The organism is Gilliamella sp. W8126, assembly GCF_016102185.1.
Classification (GTDB): domain Bacteria; phylum Pseudomonadota; class Gammaproteobacteria; order Enterobacterales; family Orbaceae; genus Gilliamella; species Gilliamella apis_A.
The window spans coordinates 675,821-696,165 of the sequence record NZ_JACFPE010000001.1 but is presented as its reverse complement, the minus strand read 5'-3'; the positions used below and the strand labels follow the sequence as shown (position 1 = coordinate 696,165).

Below are 20,345 nucleotides of genomic sequence, written 5' to 3'. Positions count from 1 at the left end.
TATGATCGCAAATAAGCTGTTTTCCTACAACTTATTTACGTTCAAAATTAGAAAAAGAAAATTCAATTGATTAATAAATCAACAGAAATAGACTTAATGAGTTTATATATTGAAGGAAAATATTTTGGAGGAGACCCTATCAGCCACATCCCACACACATATTTTTTACTTTGGCTGCTTCCTTCCGGACCTGACCTGATAAGCAAAAAAATGTTGCAAGAGGACCCATAGAGCCTCCATTGAGGAGGTGTATTATGCTTGATTCAGCAATTAATTACAATAATTTTTTACAAAAAAGTAAACAACCTTTTTGCGTTGTAATAACAACAAAAAGGCTATTACTTACAAAAGCAAATTCAAAAAATTTAATTATAAAGTTAAATTTTTCTCAATTCGTTCTCTAAATTTAATACCTGGTCTAAATGTGACAACTCGTCGAGCTGAGATATCAACACTCTCACCTGTTTTAGGATTACGACCTGGGCGTGAATTTTTATCACGAACAGCAAAATTGCCGAATCCAGAAAGTTTAACAGGTTCACCTTTTTCTAAAGCAACGCGAATCTCTTCAAAAAAGAGTTCAACAAGGACTTTAGCTTCTTGACGATCAATATCAAATTTATCGGCAAGACGATCTGCAATATCAGCTTTAGTTAATGTCATAATTATCATTCTCTTAATAAGGCATTGAAACGATTCTGTAAAGCAATAACACAATTGCTTACAATGTTTGTTATATCTTCTTCTTCCAGTGTACGTGATTTGTCTTGTAAAATCAAACTGATAGCAAGACTTTTTTGATCTTTGTCAATTTTATCACCTTGATAAACATCAAACAAGTTAACTTTTACTAGTTGCTCACCACCAGCACGCTTACACTCAGAGATAATATCCGCTGCTGGAATTGTATTTGATACGACGACAGCTATATCACGTTTATTTGATGGATATTTAGATAGCTCTTGAGCAACAGGCACTTTTTTATCATTAATTTTAGCTAAATTTATTTCAAAAACAAGCGTTTTACTGTTTAAAGATAATTTTTTTTCAATTTCAGGGTGTAAAACACCAAAATTGCCGATAACTTCGCCATTAAAAAGAATTGCTGCACTTTGTCCTGGATGTAATGCATCAAGTTCCGAACGTTGATATTCAATATCATCAGAACAACCTAAAAGAATAAATAACTGCTCTAAATCACCTTTTACATCATAAAAATCGACATTTTGTTTAGGTAATGTCCAATGCTCTTCATATAAATTTCCTGTAATAACGCCGGATAACATTAATTCTTGGCGAACACCAAATTCACAGCTTTCATCAGGTATAAATCGTAATCCAGTTTCAAATAATCGCATACGAGATTGTTGGCGATTTTGGTTATATAAAACTGCTTCTAATAAACCAGACCATAATGACAAACGCATAACCGACATTTCACTCGAAATTGGGTTCGGTAATGTAATCTGTGGTTGTTGTGGATGTAATGTTTGCTGAATTTTAGGATCAACAAAACTATAAGTAACGGCCTCTTGATAACCTTTGTCCACTAGTAGATTTTTTACTCTAGATAAAGAAATTTTATTTTCCGGTTTTGGCTTCATCACAGATTCAATTTTCATATTCACATTAGGAATATTGTTATAACCATAAATCCGTGCAACCTCTTCAACTAGATCTTCTTCGAGTTGTAAATCAAATCGCCAGCTAGGTGATTTAACCTTCCAACTATCATCATTATAAATAACTTCACAACCTAATCTTACAAGAATATCGGTAATCTTTTGAGTTTCAATGTGATAACCAATAATGCGATCAATTCTGTTGCGACGTAATTCAATTGTTGCTTGAACTGGAAGCTCATTTTCATTCACAACTTCAGTAATAGGCCCTACTTCACCGCCACAGATTTCAACAATCAATTGAGTTGCTCTTTCGATTGCAGCTGATTGTAAATAAGGATCAACCCCTCTTTCATAACGATGAGAAGCTTCAGTATGTAAACCATATTCACGTGCTTTACCCGTTATCGCTAATGGAGAAAAGAACGCAGATTCAAGGAAAATATTTTTCGTTGATGTAGTTACACCTGATTTTTCACCGCCCATAATACCGGCGATTGCTAATATTTTTTGCTGATCAGCTATGACTAATGTTTTTTCATCAAGCTTAACCTCATTGCCATTAAGTAAGACAAGCTTTTCATCTTTATTGGCATAACGCACAACAATACCCTTGTCAATCTCAGCTAAGTCAAAAGCGTGCATTGGATGACCGAGTTCTAATAAAACGTAATTAGTAACATCGACAATGGCATCAACAGAACGAATACCACCTCTACGTAACTTTTCTTTCATCCATAGCGGAGTTAAAGCATCAACTTTAACATTTTTGATAATACGACCTAAATAACGAGGGGCTGCTTTAGCTGCATCAACCTGAATAGGTAAAGTATCATTAATTGTATGAGTGATATTTTCAACTTTTAGTTCTTTCATTGGGATATTGTTTACAGCAGAAATATCTCTCGCGACACCAATGATACCAAAACAATCGGCACGATTTGGTGTAACGCTAATATCAATCATTACATCATCTAAATTTAAATATTGTCTTATATCTTGTCCTAAAGGGGCATCCTCTGGTAATTCAATAATTCCATTATGATCATCAGAAATGCCTAACTCAGAATAAGAACACAACATCCCTTCCGATGGTTCACCACGAAGTTTTGCTGCTTTGATTTTAAAATCACCAGGTAATACAGCACCAATTGTGGCACAAGCTACAGTTAAACCTTGACGGCAATTAGGTGCACCACAAACAATATCCAATAATTCAGGTTTACCAATATCTACTTTGGTCACTCGTAATTTGTCAGCATTTGGATGTTGTTTACATTCAACAACTTTACCCACCACAACACCGGTAAAATCACCAGCAACTTTTTCAATATCATCTACTTCTAAACCAGCCATAGTTAACTGATCTGATAATTTATCGCTACTTATTTCTGGATTGATCCATTCACGTAGCCAACTTTCACTAAATTTCATGTTTTGATCTCCAGAACTAATTAAATTGCTTTAAAAAACGTAAATCATTTTCAAAGAAAGAACGTAAATCTGTGACACCGTAACGTAACATGGTTAATCTTTCGATTCCCATTCCAAATGCAAAACCACAATACTCTTCAGGATCAATACCTACGTTACGTAACACATTAGGATGAACCATGCCACAGCCTAACACTTCTAACCATTTACCATTTTTAGCTTTAATATCAACTTCTGCTGAAGGTTCAGTAAATGGAAAATATGCAGGTCTAAATCTTATTTCCATATTATCTTCAAAGAAACAGTGAAGAAAATCATGTAATAAACCTTTTAAATGCGTAAAACTAATATCTTTATCTACCAACAACCCTTCCATTTGATGGAACATCGGAGTATGGGTTTGATCATAATCGTTTCGGTAGGTTCTGCCTGGAGCAATAATTCGAATTGGTGGTTTTTGATTTTCCATAGTTCGAATTTGAACTGTTGAAGTTTGGGTACGTAATAACCGTTTTGCATCAAACCAGAATGTATCATGATCAGCACGAGCAGGATGATGTGCAGGAATATTTAAAGCATCGAAGTTATGATAATCATCTTCTATTTCGGGGCCTGTTTCAACAGCAAAACCTAATTGCCCAAAAAACTCAACCAAACGGTTAATAGTTTTAGTTACTGGATGCAATCCACCTAATTCAAGTGATTTACCAGGAAGAGTAATATCAATGGTTTCATTTGCTAATTTTGCATTAAGAGTCTGACGCTCTAAAAAGTTACGTTTTTGGTTTAATAACTCAACAACTTCTTGCTTTGCATCATTAATTTTCTGACCTACGGCTGGCCGTTGATCAGCTGGAACATCACGTAAAGACGCCATTTGCATGGTAAAATAGCCCTTTTTACCAAAATACTCCACTCGAATCTGTTCGATAGTATTAATATCATTAGCACTTTCAATAGTGGATTTGGCATTGCTTACCAGTTCAACTAATTGAGACATACAGTTCTCCTGCTTATTGTTTATTACATAAAAAAAGCCTCTCCTGAGGCTTTTATAATTATTTTTCGTTTCTCATTTGCCTCACAAACGAATAAGCTTAGCGAAGCTAAAAAAGAAACGAAAAACAACTAAATTCATAATCGATCAACTCTTAAATATTGTTAAAACAATAAAAGCCGAGATAACTCGGCTCTTATAAAGCTATTAAAGTGCAGCTTTTGCTTTTTCAACTAATGCAGCGAATGCATTTTTATCGAATACTGCGATATCTGCAAGGATCTTACGATCGATTTCAATTGAAGCTTTCTTTAAACCATTAATAAAACGGCTATAAGATAAACCACATTGACGAGCAGCAGCATTGATACGAACAATCCATAATTGACGGAATTGACGTTTACGTTGACGACGGTCACGATACGCATATTGTCCAGCTTTAATTACTGCTTGGAAAGCAACACGATATACGCGTGAACGAGCACCATAATACCCTTTTGCTTGTTTTAAAATTTTCTTGTGACGTGCACGAGCAATAACACCACGTTTAACACGAGCCATAAACTATATCCTCTAAATAATTAATCAATAAATTAAGCGTATGGAACACACGCCACTACTAAACCTAAATCGCCTTTTGACACAGTTGTCAAACCACGTAAATGACGTTTACGTTTAGTTGATTTTTTAGTTAGGATATGGCTCTTGTTAGCTTGCTTATGCTTAAAGCCACCAGATGCTGTTTTTTTAAAGCGCTTTGCTGCGCCTTTTACAGTTTTAATTTTAGGCATTTTATAAATTTCCACTTCGCATTGTTAATAAAAATAAAATAATGGTGTAATTTTTAATAAACTAAAAATTAGCTTGTTGAACCACTATTTCTTCTTCGGCGCTAACACCATAATCATTTGACGACCTTCAATCTTAGTTGGATAAGATTCAATGATAGCCAAATCAGCTAAGTCTTCTTTAATGCGATCAAGCATTTCAGTACCTAACTGTTGGTGAGCCATTTCACGTCCACGAAAACGTAACGTAACTTTAGCTTTATCGCCATCTTCAAGAAAGCGTATCAGGCTGCGGAGTTTTACCTGATAGTCGCCTTCGTCTGTACCAGGTCGGAACTTAATTTCCTTAACCTGAACAACCTTTTGCTTCTTCTTCTGTTCTTTTGTTGCTTTACTCTTTTCATAGAGGAACTTGCCATAATCCATAATTCGACAAACAGGTGGCTCTGCATTAGGACTTATTTCAACTAAATCTAATGTTGCTTCCTCAGCTTGTTTTAAAGCTTCGTCTAAGCTAACAATGCCGAGCTGTTCACCATCGACGCCGGTTAACCTCACCTCACGAGCAGTAATCTCATCATTGATTTTGTGCGCGCGTGTTGACTGAATTCGTTTACTGACTTTAATATCTCATTCCTCCAAATTAATTTATCATTAATTCATTTGTTCTAATGAACGACTATGAATTTCATTTAGCAATAATTCTATAACATGTTTCACTTCAAAGCTACCAAGATCTTTACCTTGGCGAGTTCGAACTGAAATTGTTCCTGATTCCATCTCTTTGTCTCCACAGACAAACATATAAGGAACGCGTTTTAGAGTATGCTCACGGATTTTAAACCCTATTTTCTCATTTCTCAAGTCCGCTTTTGCTCTAATGCCAACTTTTTGTAGTTGCTCGGTTAATTGTTTGGCATAATCGGCTTGATTATCAGTAATATTAATAACCGCTACTTGTAATGGTGCTAACCAAGTTGGGAAGAATCCAGCACAATCTTCGGTCAATATGCCCATGAAGCGTTCCATTGAACCAAGTATAGCTCGGTGAATCATAACAGGAACATGGCGTTCATTATCTTCACCAACATAAGTTGCATCTAATCGTTCTGGTAACATAAAGTCAAGTTGAACTGTACCGCATTGCCATGCTCGACCTAAGCAATCATGTAAAGTAAATTCAATTTTTGGACCATAGAATGCCCCTTCACCAGGTAAATATTCAAATTCAATGCCATTTTCTTGCAAACATTCAGCTAAATCTTTTTCTGCTAAATCCCAAGTTTCATCTTTACCAATACGTTTTTCTGGACGAGTCGATAATTTAACCGTGATATCTTTAAAGCCAAACGTACTATAAGTATCATAGACCATTTTGATACAGCTATTTACTTCACTTCGAATTTGCCCTTCGGTACAAAAGATATGCGCATCATCTTGAGTAAAACCACGCACACGCATTAATCCGTGCAAAGAACCTGAAGGTTCATTTCGATGACAACTACCAAATTCCGCCATACGTAATGGAAGATCACGATAAGATTTAAGACCTTGATTAAAAATTTGCACATGGCCAGGACAGTTCATTGGCTTAATACAATATTCTCGGTTTTCTGATGAAGTAACAAACATTAATTCTTTATAGTTACCCCAATGCCCTGTTTTCTCCCAAAGTACACGATCCATCATAAATGGACCTTTCACTTCTTGATAATCATATTCTTTCAGTTTGGTACGAACAAAAACTTCCAATTCACGGAAAATAATCCAACCATCATTATGCCAAAATACCATACCTGGTGCTTCTTCTTGCATATGATAAAGATCAAGTTGTTTACCAATTTTACGATGATCGCGTTTTGCCGCTTCTTCTAGAAATTGTAAATAACTGTCGAGTTGTTTTTTATCTGCCCATGCAGTTCCATAGATGCGTTGTAACATTTTGTTATCACTATTACCACGCCAATAAGCGCCAGCAACTTTTTGTAATTTAAAATGGTGACAAAAACGCATATTAGGAACATGAGGCCCACGACACATATCAATATATTCTTCATGATGATAAAGTGCTGGTGTAGAATCTTTAGGAATGTTTTCATCTAAAATAGCAATTTTATAAGGTTCGTGACGTTCCCAAAACACTTCTCTTGCACGTTCCCAACTCACTACTTCTTTTTTAACTTCATAATCTTTTTTAGCCAATTCATGCATGCGTTTTTCTAAAGCATCAAGATCTTCCTGAGTTAGAGAGTGATCTAAATCGACATCATAATAAAAGCCATTATCAATGGTAGGCCCGATAGCCATCTGAGTATTAGGCCATAATTGTTTGATAGCATGTCCTAATAAATGTGCACAAGAATGACGAATAATTTCAAGTCCATCTTCATCTTTGGCGGTAATAATAGATAACGTTGCATCATGCTCGATAACATCACACGCATCTTTACGTTCACCATTAACACGGCCTGCGATACAGGCTTTAGCAAGTCCTGCACCAATACTTTGTGCAACTTCTAATACAGTAACAGGTTTATCAAATTGACGTTGACTTCCATCAGGAAGAGTAATAATTGGCATAATAAATCCTTATAACAGTGGTGCGCCACACGAAAGCGCACATGCGTACATAAATAAATAGACGGAGTATACTATCACTTATCATAAGGATTTTAAATAGGCTTGAACTTGATTTAAAAATAGATTTATCTCTAGCGATTAAACTCATCCTGTTTTAGTAACCACTAAAAACAAACAGTACCCTATTTTTAATTATTAATAGCTTTTTTAGTGGTTATATTTGATTAGGAATTAATAAAACAATGGTGTAATCAAATATGACAAGAATAGTTATGACCTAGCTATTATTCATTAATTAAAAAGCTAGGCCTGAAAAGAGATTATAATTCGGCTATATATGCTTGCGGTAAAATAGGCATAGGTCCGCTTTGAGTACAAACATATGCTGCAATATGATTTGCTTTACTATTAATTTCCTGTAATTGTTTACCTTTTAAATATAACACGCTACTTATTGCCATAAATGAATCACCAGCACCAACAGTATCAATTGGGGTGATTTTTTCAGCAGGACAATGATTCTGTTCATTTTGGGTAATAAGATGACTACCTTCACTACCACAGGTATAAATTAATAATTCAAGTTGATAATGTTGATTTAGATAATTGAAAAGCGCTTGTGGATCTGCCTTTATCTTTAATAAATCAGCAACAATTGGTAATTCTTCATCATTTAACTTCAAAATATTGGCATGTTCAATACAAAGAAGTAAAGTTGCGTGGTTATAATGATTTTGACGTAAATTAATATCAACAATAATTTTGCTTTTTTGAGACCTGTGGTTAATAATCTTTTGCAATAATTCATGATTATGTATATTACGTTGAATTAAACTGCCGAAATAGATTGCATCTAAATCATCTTGCTGGATAAGTTCTAATAGTTGATTTGTTAATTGAATATCATCCCAAGCTACAGGATTAACAATATCATAAGTGGGTTTACCAGCTGAATCTAATTTAACTAATACCGTTCCAGTTGGATAATTTGCAGATATTTGAATTTGTTGTGGGATTTGCAGTTTTTCAATCTGTTCACGTAATTCTCTACCATTGTCGTCATCGCCAATTGCAGAAACTAATATTGCATTTGCTCCAGCTGATTTAGCATGATAACAAAAGTTGGCGGCAGCTCCGCCAATCTTTTTCCCATTAGGTAAACAATCCCATAAAAATTCACCTATTGCAACAATCTTTATGTCATTCATCTTCGATTAACCCTTGTTTGACATCAATATTTTTTTCCATACTATCGGCTTGCTTCTGCCAATCATCAAATTGACCATATGCAGTATAAATCGTTGAACCGGTAGGTAATTCTGGATACTCATTTTCACCATTAGTACCCCAATTAACCCAACCTGAATCTTTACGTTGAACAATTTGATAACGTCCGACAATATTACTCGTATACCAAACCATAGCATAACCTGATTCGGGATTTATTTCAGCCGTTTTATTTGCAGCAAGTGGAAAAATCGTTTGTTCTGGGACACTATTAACATCCACATCTTTAGCAAATAATACTTCTTTGTTTCGAGAGCTATTATGCACAACATGATGAGCTTTACGCAGAATGGTTTTGACATGTGATTTTATTTCTTCATCACTTAAAATGCCTTCTTTAACACAAAATAGTCTCCAGAAAAAATCCCAAGAAACTGCATTAATATTATCACCAATAGACTCTCGATAAAGTCTTGCATTCAGAGGAAGTTGATCTAGTGGTTGCGATAAAATTCGATTAACTTCATCAGCTAGAATATTGGCATAAAGATCGCCTTGTCGATAATAAGTACCACCATAACTAGCAAAACGTGAAAATACCACATTATTTTGACCACTTTCATACTCATCACCAACGGTGATCTTATTTATGACCGGCATACCATCAACAGAAGTTTCAAAATCATCAACATAATAAGTACGTCTAAACCATGGTGATTGATAGAAAAATTCCCACACAATTGAGAATGATTTATCATGCAAAGCTGGATCTAAGCCATTGGGAATTTTTCCATTGAAACGATATCGACAATAGATTGGCCCTTCGACCTCTGTTTGGCACTCTACGATGGTATGCTCCGGTGGATTAATTAAACCATTAGCAGGAGTAAAAAAGGGGCCATAAAAACCACCTATAGCATTAGAGCAATCCTTAATCAAATTCCGACCTTCAGCTTTAGCAGAAAAGTAACGAATACCCCATTTCCCATATGATGTTCCGTCAGCAGTACCACGACATAATTCTAAAATATAATGCCCTGTATCAAGTCGTTTTACACCATCATTTAAAGTTGGCGCTAGTTGTTTTATGCCACTTACATTGCTTATTGACGTTTTTTCATCAAGAAACAAAGTATAATTTTCAACTAACTGCTCTAAATTAGTTACTATAAAGGCGATTGAGCAAACAGAGATTAATGTATTAGTATCATCATAAACGATATCAAACAATTGATGTGGTATAACTTTTCCTTGCTCATTAACTAGTTTTAATTTAGACGGATCTATTGGCTGTTCTTTGAAAAAAAGACGCGCGATTACCGGTTCATTATATCGAGTAATACCATCTGGGTTATTTAACATCAAAGTACATTTTTTCATTCTATTATCCTATTAATTAAATTGGTTATTATTAATATATTAAAAAACAAATTAGCCTAAATTAGTTAGCTTTCTTGCGTTTCAGCATATCGACATAGACGGCTAAAAAGATGATTACGCCTTTTGCAACTAATTGCCAAAATGAATTAACACCTAATAAATTCAAACCATTATTAATAATGCCGATAACAATCACGCCTAAAATAGTGCCACTAATGCGACCTATTCCACCTGACATCGAAATACCTCCAAGCACACAAGCAGCTATGGCATCCATTTCATAACCTTGTGCAACTGATGGTTGTCCTGAATACATTCTTGCTGCAAGCACTATTCCTGCGAAAGCAGCTAAAAAACCAGCAATGGTATATACAATGATTTCAACACGTTTAATGGCTATACCTGATAACCTTGCAGCCTCACGGTTACCTCCGAGAGCATAAATATAGGTACCTAAACGAGTTCGATTAACAACTACCAACATAACAACAATAAATACCAACATATAGATAACTGGATATGGAATCATGCCTAAGTAACCAGTACCTATACTGGTAAAACTCTCATCAAAAATACGAATTGATTGGCCGCCACTATAAATATAACCTACGCCACGAGCGATCATCATCATAGCTAATGTAACGATGAATGGTGGGATACCGGTATAAGCAATAGCAACACCATTTGCCGCACCGCATAAAGTACCGATAAACAAACCTAACAGAATAGCTGGAACAATGCCCATTTCACCAATTGAAATAAATCCAACTGTGAGTGTACCCGCCATAGCGACTATCGATCCAACAGATAAATCAATTCCTCCCAATATGATAATTAATGTCATACCTAAGGCTAAACACATATTAGTGGATACTTGTCTTAACACTGAGAGCATATTTTCTTGGGAAAGAAATACCGGACTGGCAAAACTTAAAATGATACTAATTAATAGAAGCGCAATTAAAATCCCTATATTATTAGTAATAAAATTTTTGAAACTTCTAATAATGATATTATTGGTTATTGTAGTGTGATGATAGCTCATATCATCTGATTGTTTCATAGATTGGCTAGCCATTTTAAGCTCTCCCTGTTGCTAATTTCATAATTTTTTCCTGTGTTAATTCTGATTGCGATAATTCACCTTGAATTTGTCCATTCGCAACAACACAAACACGATCACACATATTGATAATTTCTGGTAATTCTGAGGAAATCATAATAATAGCCATGCCGCTTGCGCAAAGTTCATCAATAATTTGATATATTTCGGCTTTAGCACCAATATCAATTCCTCGAGTAGGCTCGTCTAAAATGATGATTTTCGGTTTAGTTGCTAACCACTTAGCTATTACAACTTTTTGTTGATTTCCACCACTAAGCTGACCAACAATTTTGTCAGCATTTGGCGTTTTTATATTGAGCTTATTAATATAGTATTGAATGATATCTTTTTGTTTTTGCTGATTAACTAAACAACCATGCATAAATTGTTTCAATACTGTTAATGTTAAATTGAACGCAATACTATTACCTAAAATAAGACCTTGTTTTTTCCTATCTTCTGGAACTAAGGCTATTCCTATATCAATAGCATCTTGTGGCGATTTGAGCTTAACAAGCTGATTGTCAAAATAAATTTCACCACTATCATATTGGTCTGCTCCAAAAACTGCTTGCATGATTTCGCTCCTACCAGCCCCCATAAGACCGGCAAAACCTAAAATCTCTCCTTTCTTTAAATGAAAATTAACGTTATTAAATACTCCTTTTTTCGAAAGATTTTTTACTTCTAATAAACGTTCTCCATTTTCTTGATAATGACGTTGATAATAATTATTTAAGTTACGCCCAACCATCAATTTAACTAATTCATCAATATTGGTTTGTTTAGTATTGACGGTATCTATATAACTACCATCTCTAATTACAGTTATTCTGTCAGTGATAGTAAATAACTCATCCATGCGATGAGAAATATAAATAATACTAACGTTATGTTCGGTTAGTTTTTTAATCATAATAAAAAGCTGTTCAACTTCTTTATCAGTTAAAGAAGATGTTGGCTCATCCATGATCAAGATTCGAACGTTAAATGAAATAGCTTTGACGATTTCGATAAGTTGTTGTTGTGCAATGGTTAACTCATGTACGGGCCGTAACACATCGATCGTTAACCCCATACTTTCCATCATTATTTTGGCTTTGGCGATCATTTGACGATGATCTTTAAAGCCTAAGCGTGTTCTCGGTTCACGACCTAAGAAAATATTTTCATATACACTAATATAAGGAACTAAGACAATTTCCTGATGAATAACATTAATTCCTCTTGCTTGAGCATCTTTAATACCATTAATTATCTCAGTCTTACCATTAATCTTAATTTCACCGGCATCTGGTTTATAGATGCCGCCGATAATTTTGATTAAGGTTGATTTGCCAGCACCATTTTCACCCAATAATCCATGAACTTCACATTGTTTAAGATTAAAGTGCATATCTTTTAACGCATGGACACCAGCAAATTTTTTTTCTATATGAGATAGTTGTAATGCAACTTGTTCCATATAAATATCACCTTATTGATTTCAATAGATATAACTTGATTAAAGTCAATGATTACTGCCAGACTTTTACTCCATATTGATCAATCATTTCTTTGGTAATTGGAAAAGTTGGCACTAATATTTCTTTAGCAACGCTTTCTCCAGCTAGAACCTGTTTACCGACTTTATAGGTTTCTTTAGCTAATTGAATTGGAGCTTGAGCTACAGTTAACGTTATATCGCCATCGCTAAATGCTTTTTTACCATCAGGTGAACCATCAACAGTATAGACCTTAACATTTTTAAGTTTATTTGATGCTTTCAAAGCAACAACAACACCTAAAGCAGAGGGATCATTTACGGCGAAAAATGCTTGTAAATCAGGATGAGCTTGAATAATATCTTCGGCAATTGGCATGGTGACTTCTAAAGCACATTTACCATTTTGTTGAGAAACTACTTCAAACTTACTTCTGTTTTCACCTAATCCGGCATAAAAACCATCAGCTCTTAGAACACTAGCACGATTAAAAGGACAATCAATAACAGCAATTTTGGCGCCATTAGGATAATCTTTAGCCATTTGTTCGCCATTAATTTTACCGGCTAAGAAATTATCTGAAGCCACAGTGCTAACCACTAAATCATCATCACTAATAGGATTATCAATCACTACCACTGGAATCTGTTTTTGTTTTGCTGCCAATAATCCTTGGCGAATACCTTCTGAATCAACAGCGATTAAGTAAATAATGTCAACTTTTTGATTAATGACATCTTCCATCATTGAAATTTGTTTAGCTTGATCATATTGAGGATCGACAAGAATGTATTGATCACCATTTTGTTTGGCAATTTCAGAAAATGTATCGGATATTGCAGTAAAAAATGAATTGTTTAAAGTTGAAGTAATAAAAGCAAATTTAATAGGCTTTTTTTCATCAGCATTTACAAGTTGAAAGAAACTTGTAAAGATAATAAATGTAATTGTTAAAAACGATGTTATGAATTTTTTCATAAACCCACCTCAGATAATCAAATGATTTGTAATAATAATTTCCTTAAAAACTAAAACCCAAAAATATTTTGTAATATATTTTGAGTAAATTCAGTCTAATTATCTGCACCAAACTTAACAATATTAATCTATTTCTTTTTATTATTTATGATATCAAAGTCACTTTTTTTGAAAACTTGTAAAATTTAATTTATCAAGTTTGATGGTTATGTCATACTAGGAATATTCAATTAATGTTCTATAGGTAATATGATGGCAAATAAATGTGAGCAGATTTATCAGGAAATATTATTGCAGATCAAAAGTGGAATTTTAGATTGTAATAGTGCCCTTCCCTCTTCATCTAATTTAAGCACAATATATAAGACTTCCCGACCAACAATAAGTAAAGTATTTTCAAGATTAAAAACGGAAGGTTACATTGAAGGTAAACAAGGTGGTAAGTTTTATGTTAGACAACCTAAAGATCAACAAGTAAGCAAATATATTTTTGGAATATTAGCTCCTCGTTTAGAACAAGATGAAAGTAGAATGATTCTTGATAGTTTATATTCTGAGATAGCAAGTTTAGCCAATAATTATCAGTTTTCTCTTTTATGGGCTGGGATGCTGACCAAAAGTCAGGATATACAATCTATTTTAAATGACGTAGAAAGAGTCATCATAAATTATACAAAAAATAATATTAACGGAATATTTTTCACGCCTTTAGAGTTTCACCCTTACGCAAATATCATTAATAAAAGAATAATGGATTATCTGACACTCTACAATATTCCTTGTATATTGTTAGAGAGAGACTATTGTGTTTTCCCTTCTCGAGGTAAAGCTGACTTAGTCAGTATTGATAATATTGCTGCAGGTTACGTTGTCACAAATCATTTCATTGAACAGAAAAATACTCGAATAGCATTTGTATCAAAAAGTGATTCAGCTAATACTGTTGCTTTAAGAACAATTGGTTATAAACAAGCATTATATGATGCAGGAATTACAAAAATTAACGATTGGATAATTCAAGTGCCACAAATTGATGAAAAAGTAATTAATCAATTGGCAAAATTGAACATTAAACATGTAGTTTGTGGTAATGACTTTACGGCAATGCAATTAATCTCATTGAATCAAAGAATAAATCCAAAACAAAAATTATTTACCATTAGCTTTGATGATGCTGATTATGCAGGTCATCTATCTACCCCACTGTCTACTTATAAACAACCGTTAGCAAGTATAGCTTTGACTGCAGTAGAAACTTTAATCCAAAGGATAAATAATTCAACCTTACCAATTCGTACTATATACGTAAATGGCGAATTAGTTATCCGTGCATCAAGTGGAGCATAATAAAGAACTCAATAATCAATCGATAAAATACAGCCTACAAAATTATTATATATTTATATAATATTCAAATATATAATAATATATATAATTACTGAACATAATTAGAAAAGGAAATCTTAATGAATAAATTTTATAACATATATAATGTATTAGTGATTGGCTTAATCAGTTTATTTTTAAGTGGATGTCAACAGGCAATCAATACAAATAATACTTTAAATAATACTTCAAATGATAGAGGTATTGGAACGCAATGGGGCGATGGGGTCGAATCTCATGTTCGAGAAGTTAAATTAGCACGTATTAATAACACACCAATAGACGTTGCAGTAATTCATTATTCTAAGAAAGCATTTGTGCATGGAAAAAAAGTTCAAGAACTTATGCTTAATGGCGATGTTGGTATGTCAATAATTGATGATAACAATAATAAATGGTCGCTTTTTAAACAGGATGATGAAATCAATATGTCTGGTGAAGCGGGCAAAAATTATCAACTTTATTATGTCAATTATTCAAGAAATACTTATGAAATTGTAGCAACTGTTGATGGATTAGATGTTATCAACGGAAAAGCAGGTTCATTGAACAATAATGGTTATATTTTAAGACCGTATAGTACGCTATCAATTAAAGGATTTCGAAAAAATGAGCGTGAAGTTGCCTCATTTACATTTTCGCAAGCATCTAAAGCTTATGCGAATCATACTGATGAAGGTTCAGCGAACAATATTGGGGTGATTGGTACAGCAATTTTCCAATTGGAAAATGGTAATCAATATAAGAAATCACCGAATTCTAACGCTTTCCCTGCCGATAGTTATAATAGCAAATATGCTAAACCACCAAGATACTAAGTTTAATCGAATAAATTAAAGTTAATAAACTATTCCACCAATAATCATTGGTGGAATAGTGAAATAAAAAAAGCTAAATTTTCATGAATAATTCTCTACTCTTAAAAGGTTTTGAACCTACATAAGGTTTTAAAGCCATTCGAGTAAAACGTTTAGCAGCTTTAAGTGTATCAATAGTTAGAAACTCTCTTTTACCCAAAGCTAAGACTTGTTCGCCTGTGAAACTGGTACTATTTTGTAGCAAACTACTAATAAAACCTTTTTCTGATTGATATTGATAATGCATGGTTTCAACAATATCATCGCCCGTTGCACTGCAATGAAAAAAGTCAACGTGATAGCCTAAATTCTCAAGTAATGCCAATTCAAATGCACGCAACACATTTTCAGCCGGCACTTGTTGTGCCAATTGTTGTAGGCTTATCAAATAATCATCAAATAGCGTGTTAGTTTCGGTTTCAACCAATAAGACTCTATGTAATAGCTCATTTAAATAAAAAGCGCTGTATAGAAAAACTGATACAAGTGGTAATGTCAGAGATATTGCTTCAACCTGACGTAAATTCTTAATTTCCCCTTGACCTGAATACTGAACAATCAATGGTGTAAAAGGTTGTAAAATTCCCTTCAATACTGATTTTTTACGTCTAGCCCCTTTAGCTAGGATAGTTACTTTTCCTACATTCTCAACAAATAAGTCAACTAATAAGCTACTTTCGCTATAGGTACGTGTATGAAGAACAAATGCTCTTTGCCAGTTTTCCATCAATAATTTCCGTCAATTAAAATGCTTGTTTTTTTATTCAAAAAACGAGAGTGATTAAAAATTGTGTGATTTAGGCAATTTTAATCTGAAATTTTGTTAAAAATCCGATATAATCAATAGTTAATTATAGGATAATAACAAAAGAGTAACTATGGAACTATTTTCAACAATATTACTTCTGGTCTTAATTGTATCACTTTCTGGTGTTGTTATAAAAATGTTGCCGATCCAAATTCCTTTGCCGTTAATGCAAATACTATTGGGTTGTCTCTTAGCTGCTTTGGGTGTGTATTTGAAATTCGATCCAGAACTCTTTCTCGTATTATTCATACCTCCCTTACTATTTGCTGATGGTCGAAAAACTTCGGTGAAAGATTTTGTCTACAATTTTAGAGAAATTGTCGGACTAGCGCTGGTGTTAGTCGTAATTTCTATTATTGCATTAGGATATCTGCTTTATTGGATGCTTCCAAATGTTGAATTACCAGCAGCTTTAGCATTAGCAGCAGTACTATCTCCTACTGACGCCGTTGCTCTTAGTGGAATTGTTGGTAAAGGAAGAATTGAAAAAGAAAAAATGGAAATCATTGAAGGAGAAGCATTAATGAACGATGCTTCTGGCCTTGTTTCATTAAAATTTGCCATCGCAATAGCCGCAGGCGCTTTGCAATTTAACCTATTACAAATCAGTATTTCTTTTTTCGTTGTTGCAATTGGTGGACTTGCGGTTGGGGTTTTATTTACTTGGTTATATGCACGTATCTTACGTAAAATAAACCAATTAACTCATAATGATCCCGCTATTCAAATTGTATTACTATTCTTACTACCATTTGCGGCTTATATCATAGCAGAAGAATGTCATTGTTCTGGAATTTTAGCTGCTGTTAGTGCAGGTATGACAGTAAACCAATCAGGCATGATGCGCAATGCACCATTAACTGCTCGCCTACAATCTGATAGCACATGGTCAATGTTAACCTTCGTTTTTAATGGTTTTGTATTCCTTTTATTAGGTATTCAATTACCAAGTATCTTATCAACTACCTTTACTGAAAATCAGACCGATGCTTCAATTGAACTATGGCAATTATGTTTGATTGTTTTATTTGTTTTTGTAGTCTTAATGGGTACTCGATTCGCATGGTTATGGGCAATGAAACATATGCCAACAATGCCTTTCGGCACAAAACGCCCATTAGCATTCAGAGCCTACACCAATCGTGATCTTTGGATTTCCACCTTTGCTGGTGTCCGTGGGGCAATAACTTTAGCTGGTGTATTATCAATTCCAATGACTATCGGTGGTCGTTACCAATTAGTATTTATTGCTGCAGGGATTATATTAGTATCATTAATTTCAGCTGTAATCATATTACCTATCCTATTACGTGGTAGTGTTATTTTGGACAATTCCGAACAAGATAATGAGATTTTAACAGTTAAAGGACAAATGGCAGAAGAAGCTATCGTTAGCCTAGAAAAAATGCAAACTAGTCTTTTACAAGAAACCTCAGAAGAAGGTTTAGATCAAGAGATTATTCATGAAGTCGGATCGAGGGTAATTGGTTCATTAAGACGTAGAACAGGACTTAAAGATTTAGAACAAAAAGCACTTGAGGCTGAAAACCTAGAAAGACGTATGCGTTTGGTGGCGATTGGAGCTGAACGTACAGCATTACTTCAAATGAAAATTCGCAATGAAGTAAGTGAAGAAACATATGAACATCTGAACACTGATTTAGATATTTATGAGAAGATGATTTCTGGAGATGCATAAATGATTGGCAATAAACACCAATTACTTGGCAAAATTCATTCTCAATTTGTCGATAAAGCACCACAAGTGTTAGGTTTAACTTTACGCTGTATACCTTTCGATTTGAAAAAACGAACGATTGAACAATTGTTGCAATTACAGTTCAAAAATTCGCTTGATGATGGTGATCTCGACTTTTTAGAAAATCGTTGGCTTAAAATACAAGTAACAGATCTGCAATTAGTTTGGTTTGTGAGTTTAATTGATAACAAACTAGTTGTGAGTCGTGAAGAAATTCCTGATGTTAGTTTCATTGGTAATGCTAACGATTTGATTATGATTGCGACTAGAAGACAAGATCCTGACACACTATTTTTCCAACGTCGACTAATTGTTGAAGGTGATACAGAATTAGGCCTTTATGTAAAAAACCTAATGGATTCAATTGAAATAGAAGCTATGCCAAAGTTTTTGAGAATAACACTGGAAAAATTAGCAGATATTATTGAAAGTGCACCTAAAAACTGAATCACACTAAAAAGGGAATAATAAATTCCCTTTTTTATTAACTGATATTATTCAGATATTAATTATTTTGAGTAAATAGTAATCATTTTTTTATTGAAAAATTAGTATTGATTAAACTAATATGCATATTAACGATGGATCAATACTTCGTTAATTATTATCTACCTGCCCCATCTCTTACCGTTAAAACAATGTTAGCTTTGCATAAGTATAATGGAGAGAACCAATTATGAATAATATAACAAAAGCACTATTATTTTTTATTTCCTTTATCATTGTTCCGCAAGGGTTTTGTACTGATTTTTACAATAGAAATGAAGGTGATTATATTATTAAAAACTTTCGATTTAATGATGGTAATACGGTCAAAAATTTAAAAATTCATTATGTCACACTTGGAAATCCTAAGGGCAAACCAGTTTTAATTTTACATGGTACAACTGGTGATGGTAATTCTATGCTTAATGATAGTTTCGGGCATGCATTATTTGATAAAGGAAAACCGTTAGACGCTGAAAAATATTTTATTATATTACCTGATGCAATTGGTACGGGAAAATCATCAAAACCTTCTGATGAACTAAAAGGAAATTTTCCTCATTATGATTATGGTGACATGGTTAATGCTCAATACCAACTATTGAAAAATGGATTAGGCATAAATCACCTTGAACTTATTATTGGTAACTCAATGGGAGGCATGAACACCTGGTTATGGATAACTAAATATCCTGACTATATGACAGCTGCAATTCCAATGGCAGCAACCCCTGCCCCAATGTCTAGTCGAAATTGGATTATGAGAAAAATGCTTATCAATTCAATTAAAGAAGATCCTGATTGGAACAATGGTTTTTATACTAAACAACCAGAAAAATTTCAAACTGTTTATCATTATTATGACATAGCAACTAATGGTGGCGATATTGCTTGGCAAAATAAAGCCTATAATACGGCAAAAACAGAAGAAATATTATCAGATAAGTTAAAAGAACGTGTTAGCATGGATGCTAATGACTTTTTATATCAATGGGATGCGGCAAGAAACTTTGATCCAACTCAAGATTTAACTAAGATAAAAGCTTTTATTTTAGTCATTAATTCAGAAGATGATGAAAGAAATCCTCCAAATACAGGAGTAATGCAGAAAGCGTTAAAAGATATTGTAGCAGCAAAATATTATCTAATTCCTGCCAGTAACAAAACAAGTGGTCATAGTACAACGATGAATGCAAACTTTTGGATTGAGGAATTAAAAATATTTTTAAAAGAAATTGAAACTTATTACTAAATTAAAACAACGATTAAAGGTGAATATTATATCCCTATATTCACTTTTAATATTCTGATTAGTAATGCAAAGATAATATAACTCTTCAAAAACAAACATAATAAAGTAACAATATAAATTTCATCACGTTTTAACTATATCAAATATAGTCTTATTGAAAGATCAAACAATACCTTTTGCTATAGATAATTTAAAATAAAAT

General features: G+C 33.6%; 18 protein-coding genes and 1 other RNA gene. 5 read left to right on the top strand and 14 right to left on the bottom strand.

The features are described from left to right. Nucleotides 1-134: 134 nt before the first annotated feature. The 13 genes from ffs to H3S74_RS03235 all read right to left on the bottom strand — a co-directional run bounded on the left by ffs (nucleotide 135) and on the right by H3S74_RS03235 (nucleotide 13,595). Nucleotides 135-230: signal recognition particle sRNA small type (ffs, locus tag H3S74_RS03295), an RNA gene on the bottom strand. A gap of 139 nt (nucleotides 231-369) precedes the next feature. Further along, complete coding sequence (locus H3S74_RS03290) at nucleotides 370-663, bottom strand: integration host factor subunit alpha (protein WP_034882129.1); 294 nt, start codon at nucleotides 661-663, stop codon at nucleotides 370-372. 5 nt (nucleotides 664-668) lie between these two features. Further along, entirely contained in the window at nucleotides 669-3,056 is a 2,388-nt protein-coding gene (gene pheT / locus H3S74_RS03285) for a phenylalanine--tRNA ligase subunit beta (protein ID WP_198247205.1), read from the bottom strand. Nucleotides 3,057-3,072: 16 nt separating this feature from the next. Next, complete coding sequence (pheS, locus tag H3S74_RS03280; RefSeq protein ID WP_198247204.1) at nucleotides 3,073-4,056, bottom strand: phenylalanine--tRNA ligase subunit alpha; 984 nt, start codon at nucleotides 4,054-4,056, stop codon at nucleotides 3,073-3,075. 204 nt (nucleotides 4,057-4,260) lie between these two features. After that, entirely contained in the window at nucleotides 4,261-4,614 is a 354-nt protein-coding gene (rplT, locus tag H3S74_RS03275; RefSeq protein ID WP_024496189.1) for a 50S ribosomal protein L20, read from the bottom strand. 32 nt (nucleotides 4,615-4,646) lie between these two features. Next, entirely contained in the window at nucleotides 4,647-4,844 is a 198-nt protein-coding gene (gene rpmI / locus H3S74_RS03270; protein ID WP_065557738.1) for a 50S ribosomal protein L35, read from the bottom strand. 84 nt (nucleotides 4,845-4,928) lie between these two features. Then, on the bottom strand, nucleotides 4,929-5,468 hold the full coding sequence (gene infC / locus H3S74_RS03265; protein ID WP_065612958.1) for a translation initiation factor IF-3: 540 nt from the start codon (nucleotides 5,466-5,468) through the stop codon (nucleotides 4,929-4,931). A gap of 27 nt (nucleotides 5,469-5,495) precedes the next feature. Next, a complete protein-coding gene (gene thrS, locus H3S74_RS03260) occupies nucleotides 5,496-7,421 on the bottom strand; it encodes a threonine--tRNA ligase (RefSeq protein WP_198199884.1) in 1,926 nt (641 codons plus the stop codon). Between the two features lie 320 nt (nucleotides 7,422-7,741). After that, the gene (locus tag H3S74_RS03255) at nucleotides 7,742-8,629 is read right to left on the bottom strand and encodes a carbohydrate kinase (protein ID WP_110447864.1); all 888 of its coding nucleotides are present in this window, start codon (nucleotides 8,627-8,629) and stop codon (nucleotides 7,742-7,744) included. Continuing rightward, a complete protein-coding gene (locus H3S74_RS03250) occupies nucleotides 8,622-10,028 on the bottom strand; it encodes a hypothetical protein (protein WP_198247203.1) in 1,407 nt (468 codons plus the stop codon). Before H3S74_RS03250 ends, H3S74_RS03255 begins: the two co-directional genes overlap by 8 nt. Nucleotides 10,029-10,089: 61 nt before the next feature. Beyond that, nucleotides 10,090-11,073, bottom strand: a complete 984-nt coding sequence (locus tag H3S74_RS03245) for an ABC transporter permease (RefSeq protein WP_370527360.1) — start codon at nucleotides 11,071-11,073, stop codon at nucleotides 10,090-10,092. Between the two features lie 34 nt (nucleotides 11,074-11,107). After that, nucleotides 11,108-12,598 (bottom strand): sugar ABC transporter ATP-binding protein, encoded by a 1,491-nt coding sequence (locus H3S74_RS03240; protein ID WP_110447866.1) that lies wholly within the window; start codon nucleotides 12,596-12,598, stop codon nucleotides 11,108-11,110. Nucleotides 12,599-12,650: 52 nt separating this feature from the next. After that, a complete protein-coding gene (locus H3S74_RS03235) occupies nucleotides 12,651-13,595 on the bottom strand; it encodes a sugar ABC transporter substrate-binding protein (RefSeq protein ID WP_110447867.1) in 945 nt (314 codons plus the stop codon). Nucleotides 13,596-13,847: 252 nt separating this feature from the next. Between H3S74_RS03235 and H3S74_RS03230 the strand changes: the two genes are divergently transcribed. Both H3S74_RS03230 and H3S74_RS03225 read left to right on the top strand, forming a co-directional pair. Continuing rightward, nucleotides 13,848-14,942: a GntR family transcriptional regulator gene (locus H3S74_RS03230; RefSeq protein WP_181414663.1), complete on the top strand. Its 1,095-nt coding sequence runs from the start codon at nucleotides 13,848-13,850 to the stop codon at nucleotides 14,940-14,942. Nucleotides 14,943-15,061: 119 nt separating this feature from the next. Continuing rightward, nucleotides 15,062-15,799, top strand: coding sequence for a hypothetical protein (locus H3S74_RS03225; protein WP_198247202.1), 738 nt, complete (start codon nucleotides 15,062-15,064; stop codon nucleotides 15,797-15,799). 73 nt (nucleotides 15,800-15,872) lie between these two features. Here the strand turns inward: H3S74_RS03225 and recO are convergent, their stop codons facing one another. Further along, on the bottom strand, nucleotides 15,873-16,565 hold the full coding sequence (gene recO / locus H3S74_RS03220) for a DNA repair protein RecO (protein WP_198247201.1): 693 nt from the start codon (nucleotides 16,563-16,565) through the stop codon (nucleotides 15,873-15,875). A 151-nt stretch (nucleotides 16,566-16,716) separates the two neighbouring features. On the opposite strand from recO, the gene H3S74_RS03215 reads away from it, so the two are divergent. The 3 genes from H3S74_RS03215 to H3S74_RS03205 all read left to right on the top strand — a co-directional run bounded on the left by H3S74_RS03215 (nucleotide 16,717) and on the right by H3S74_RS03205 (nucleotide 20,143). Continuing rightward, a complete protein-coding gene (locus H3S74_RS03215; RefSeq protein WP_198192049.1) occupies nucleotides 16,717-18,345 on the top strand; it encodes a Na+/H+ antiporter in 1,629 nt (542 codons plus the stop codon). Continuing rightward, nucleotides 18,346-18,852: an SCP2 domain-containing protein gene (locus tag H3S74_RS03210; RefSeq protein ID WP_110447872.1), complete on the top strand. Its 507-nt coding sequence runs from the start codon at nucleotides 18,346-18,348 to the stop codon at nucleotides 18,850-18,852. Between the two features lie 229 nt (nucleotides 18,853-19,081). Next, nucleotides 19,082-20,143, top strand: coding sequence for an alpha/beta fold hydrolase (locus H3S74_RS03205; protein WP_198247200.1), 1,062 nt, complete (start codon nucleotides 19,082-19,084; stop codon nucleotides 20,141-20,143). Nucleotides 20,144-20,345: the final 202 nt, after the last annotated feature.

Excerpts from the sequence above, each read along its gene's own strand:
- H3S74_RS03210 (WP_110447872.1), top strand. The coding sequence starts at position 18,346 with ATGATTGGCAATAAACACCAATTACTTGGCAAAATTCATTCTCAATTT.
- pheT (WP_198247205.1), bottom strand. The coding sequence starts at position 3,056 with ATGAAATTTAGTGAAAGTTGGCTACGTGAATGGATCAATCCAGAAATA.
- H3S74_RS03245 (WP_370527360.1), bottom strand. The coding sequence starts at position 11,073 with ATGAGCTATCATCACACTACAATAACCAATAATATCATTATTAGAAGT.
- H3S74_RS03250 (WP_198247203.1), bottom strand. The coding sequence starts at position 10,028 with ATGAAAAAATGTACTTTGATGTTAAATAACCCAGATGGTATTACTCGA.
- H3S74_RS03240 (WP_110447866.1), bottom strand. The coding sequence starts at position 12,598 with ATGGAACAAGTTGCATTACAACTATCTCATATAGAAAAAAAATTTGCT.
- H3S74_RS03235 (WP_110447867.1), bottom strand. The coding sequence starts at position 13,595 with ATGAAAAAATTCATAACATCGTTTTTAACAATTACATTTATTATCTTT.
- pheS (WP_198247204.1), bottom strand. The coding sequence starts at position 4,056 with ATGTCTCAATTAGTTGAACTGGTAAGCAATGCCAAATCCACTATTGAA.
- recO (WP_198247201.1), bottom strand. The coding sequence starts at position 16,565 with ATGGAAAACTGGCAAAGAGCATTTGTTCTTCATACACGTACCTATAGC.
- thrS (WP_198199884.1), bottom strand. The coding sequence starts at position 7,421 with ATGCCAATTATTACTCTTCCTGATGGAAGTCAACGTCAATTTGATAAA.
- H3S74_RS03225 (WP_198247202.1), top strand. The coding sequence starts at position 15,062 with ATGAATAAATTTTATAACATATATAATGTATTAGTGATTGGCTTAATC.
- rplT (WP_024496189.1), bottom strand. The coding sequence starts at position 4,614 with ATGGCTCGTGTTAAACGTGGTGTTATTGCTCGTGCACGTCACAAGAAA.
- H3S74_RS03215 (WP_198192049.1), top strand. The coding sequence starts at position 16,717 with ATGGAACTATTTTCAACAATATTACTTCTGGTCTTAATTGTATCACTT.
- H3S74_RS03230 (WP_181414663.1), top strand. The coding sequence starts at position 13,848 with ATGGCAAATAAATGTGAGCAGATTTATCAGGAAATATTATTGCAGATC.
- H3S74_RS03255 (WP_110447864.1), bottom strand. The coding sequence starts at position 8,629 with ATGAATGACATAAAGATTGTTGCAATAGGTGAATTTTTATGGGATTGT.
- rpmI (WP_065557738.1), bottom strand. The coding sequence starts at position 4,844 with ATGCCTAAAATTAAAACTGTAAAAGGCGCAGCAAAGCGCTTTAAAAAA.
- H3S74_RS03290 (WP_034882129.1), bottom strand. The coding sequence starts at position 663 with ATGACATTAACTAAAGCTGATATTGCAGATCGTCTTGCCGATAAATTT.
- H3S74_RS03205 (WP_198247200.1), top strand. The coding sequence starts at position 19,082 with ATGAATAATATAACAAAAGCACTATTATTTTTTATTTCCTTTATCATT.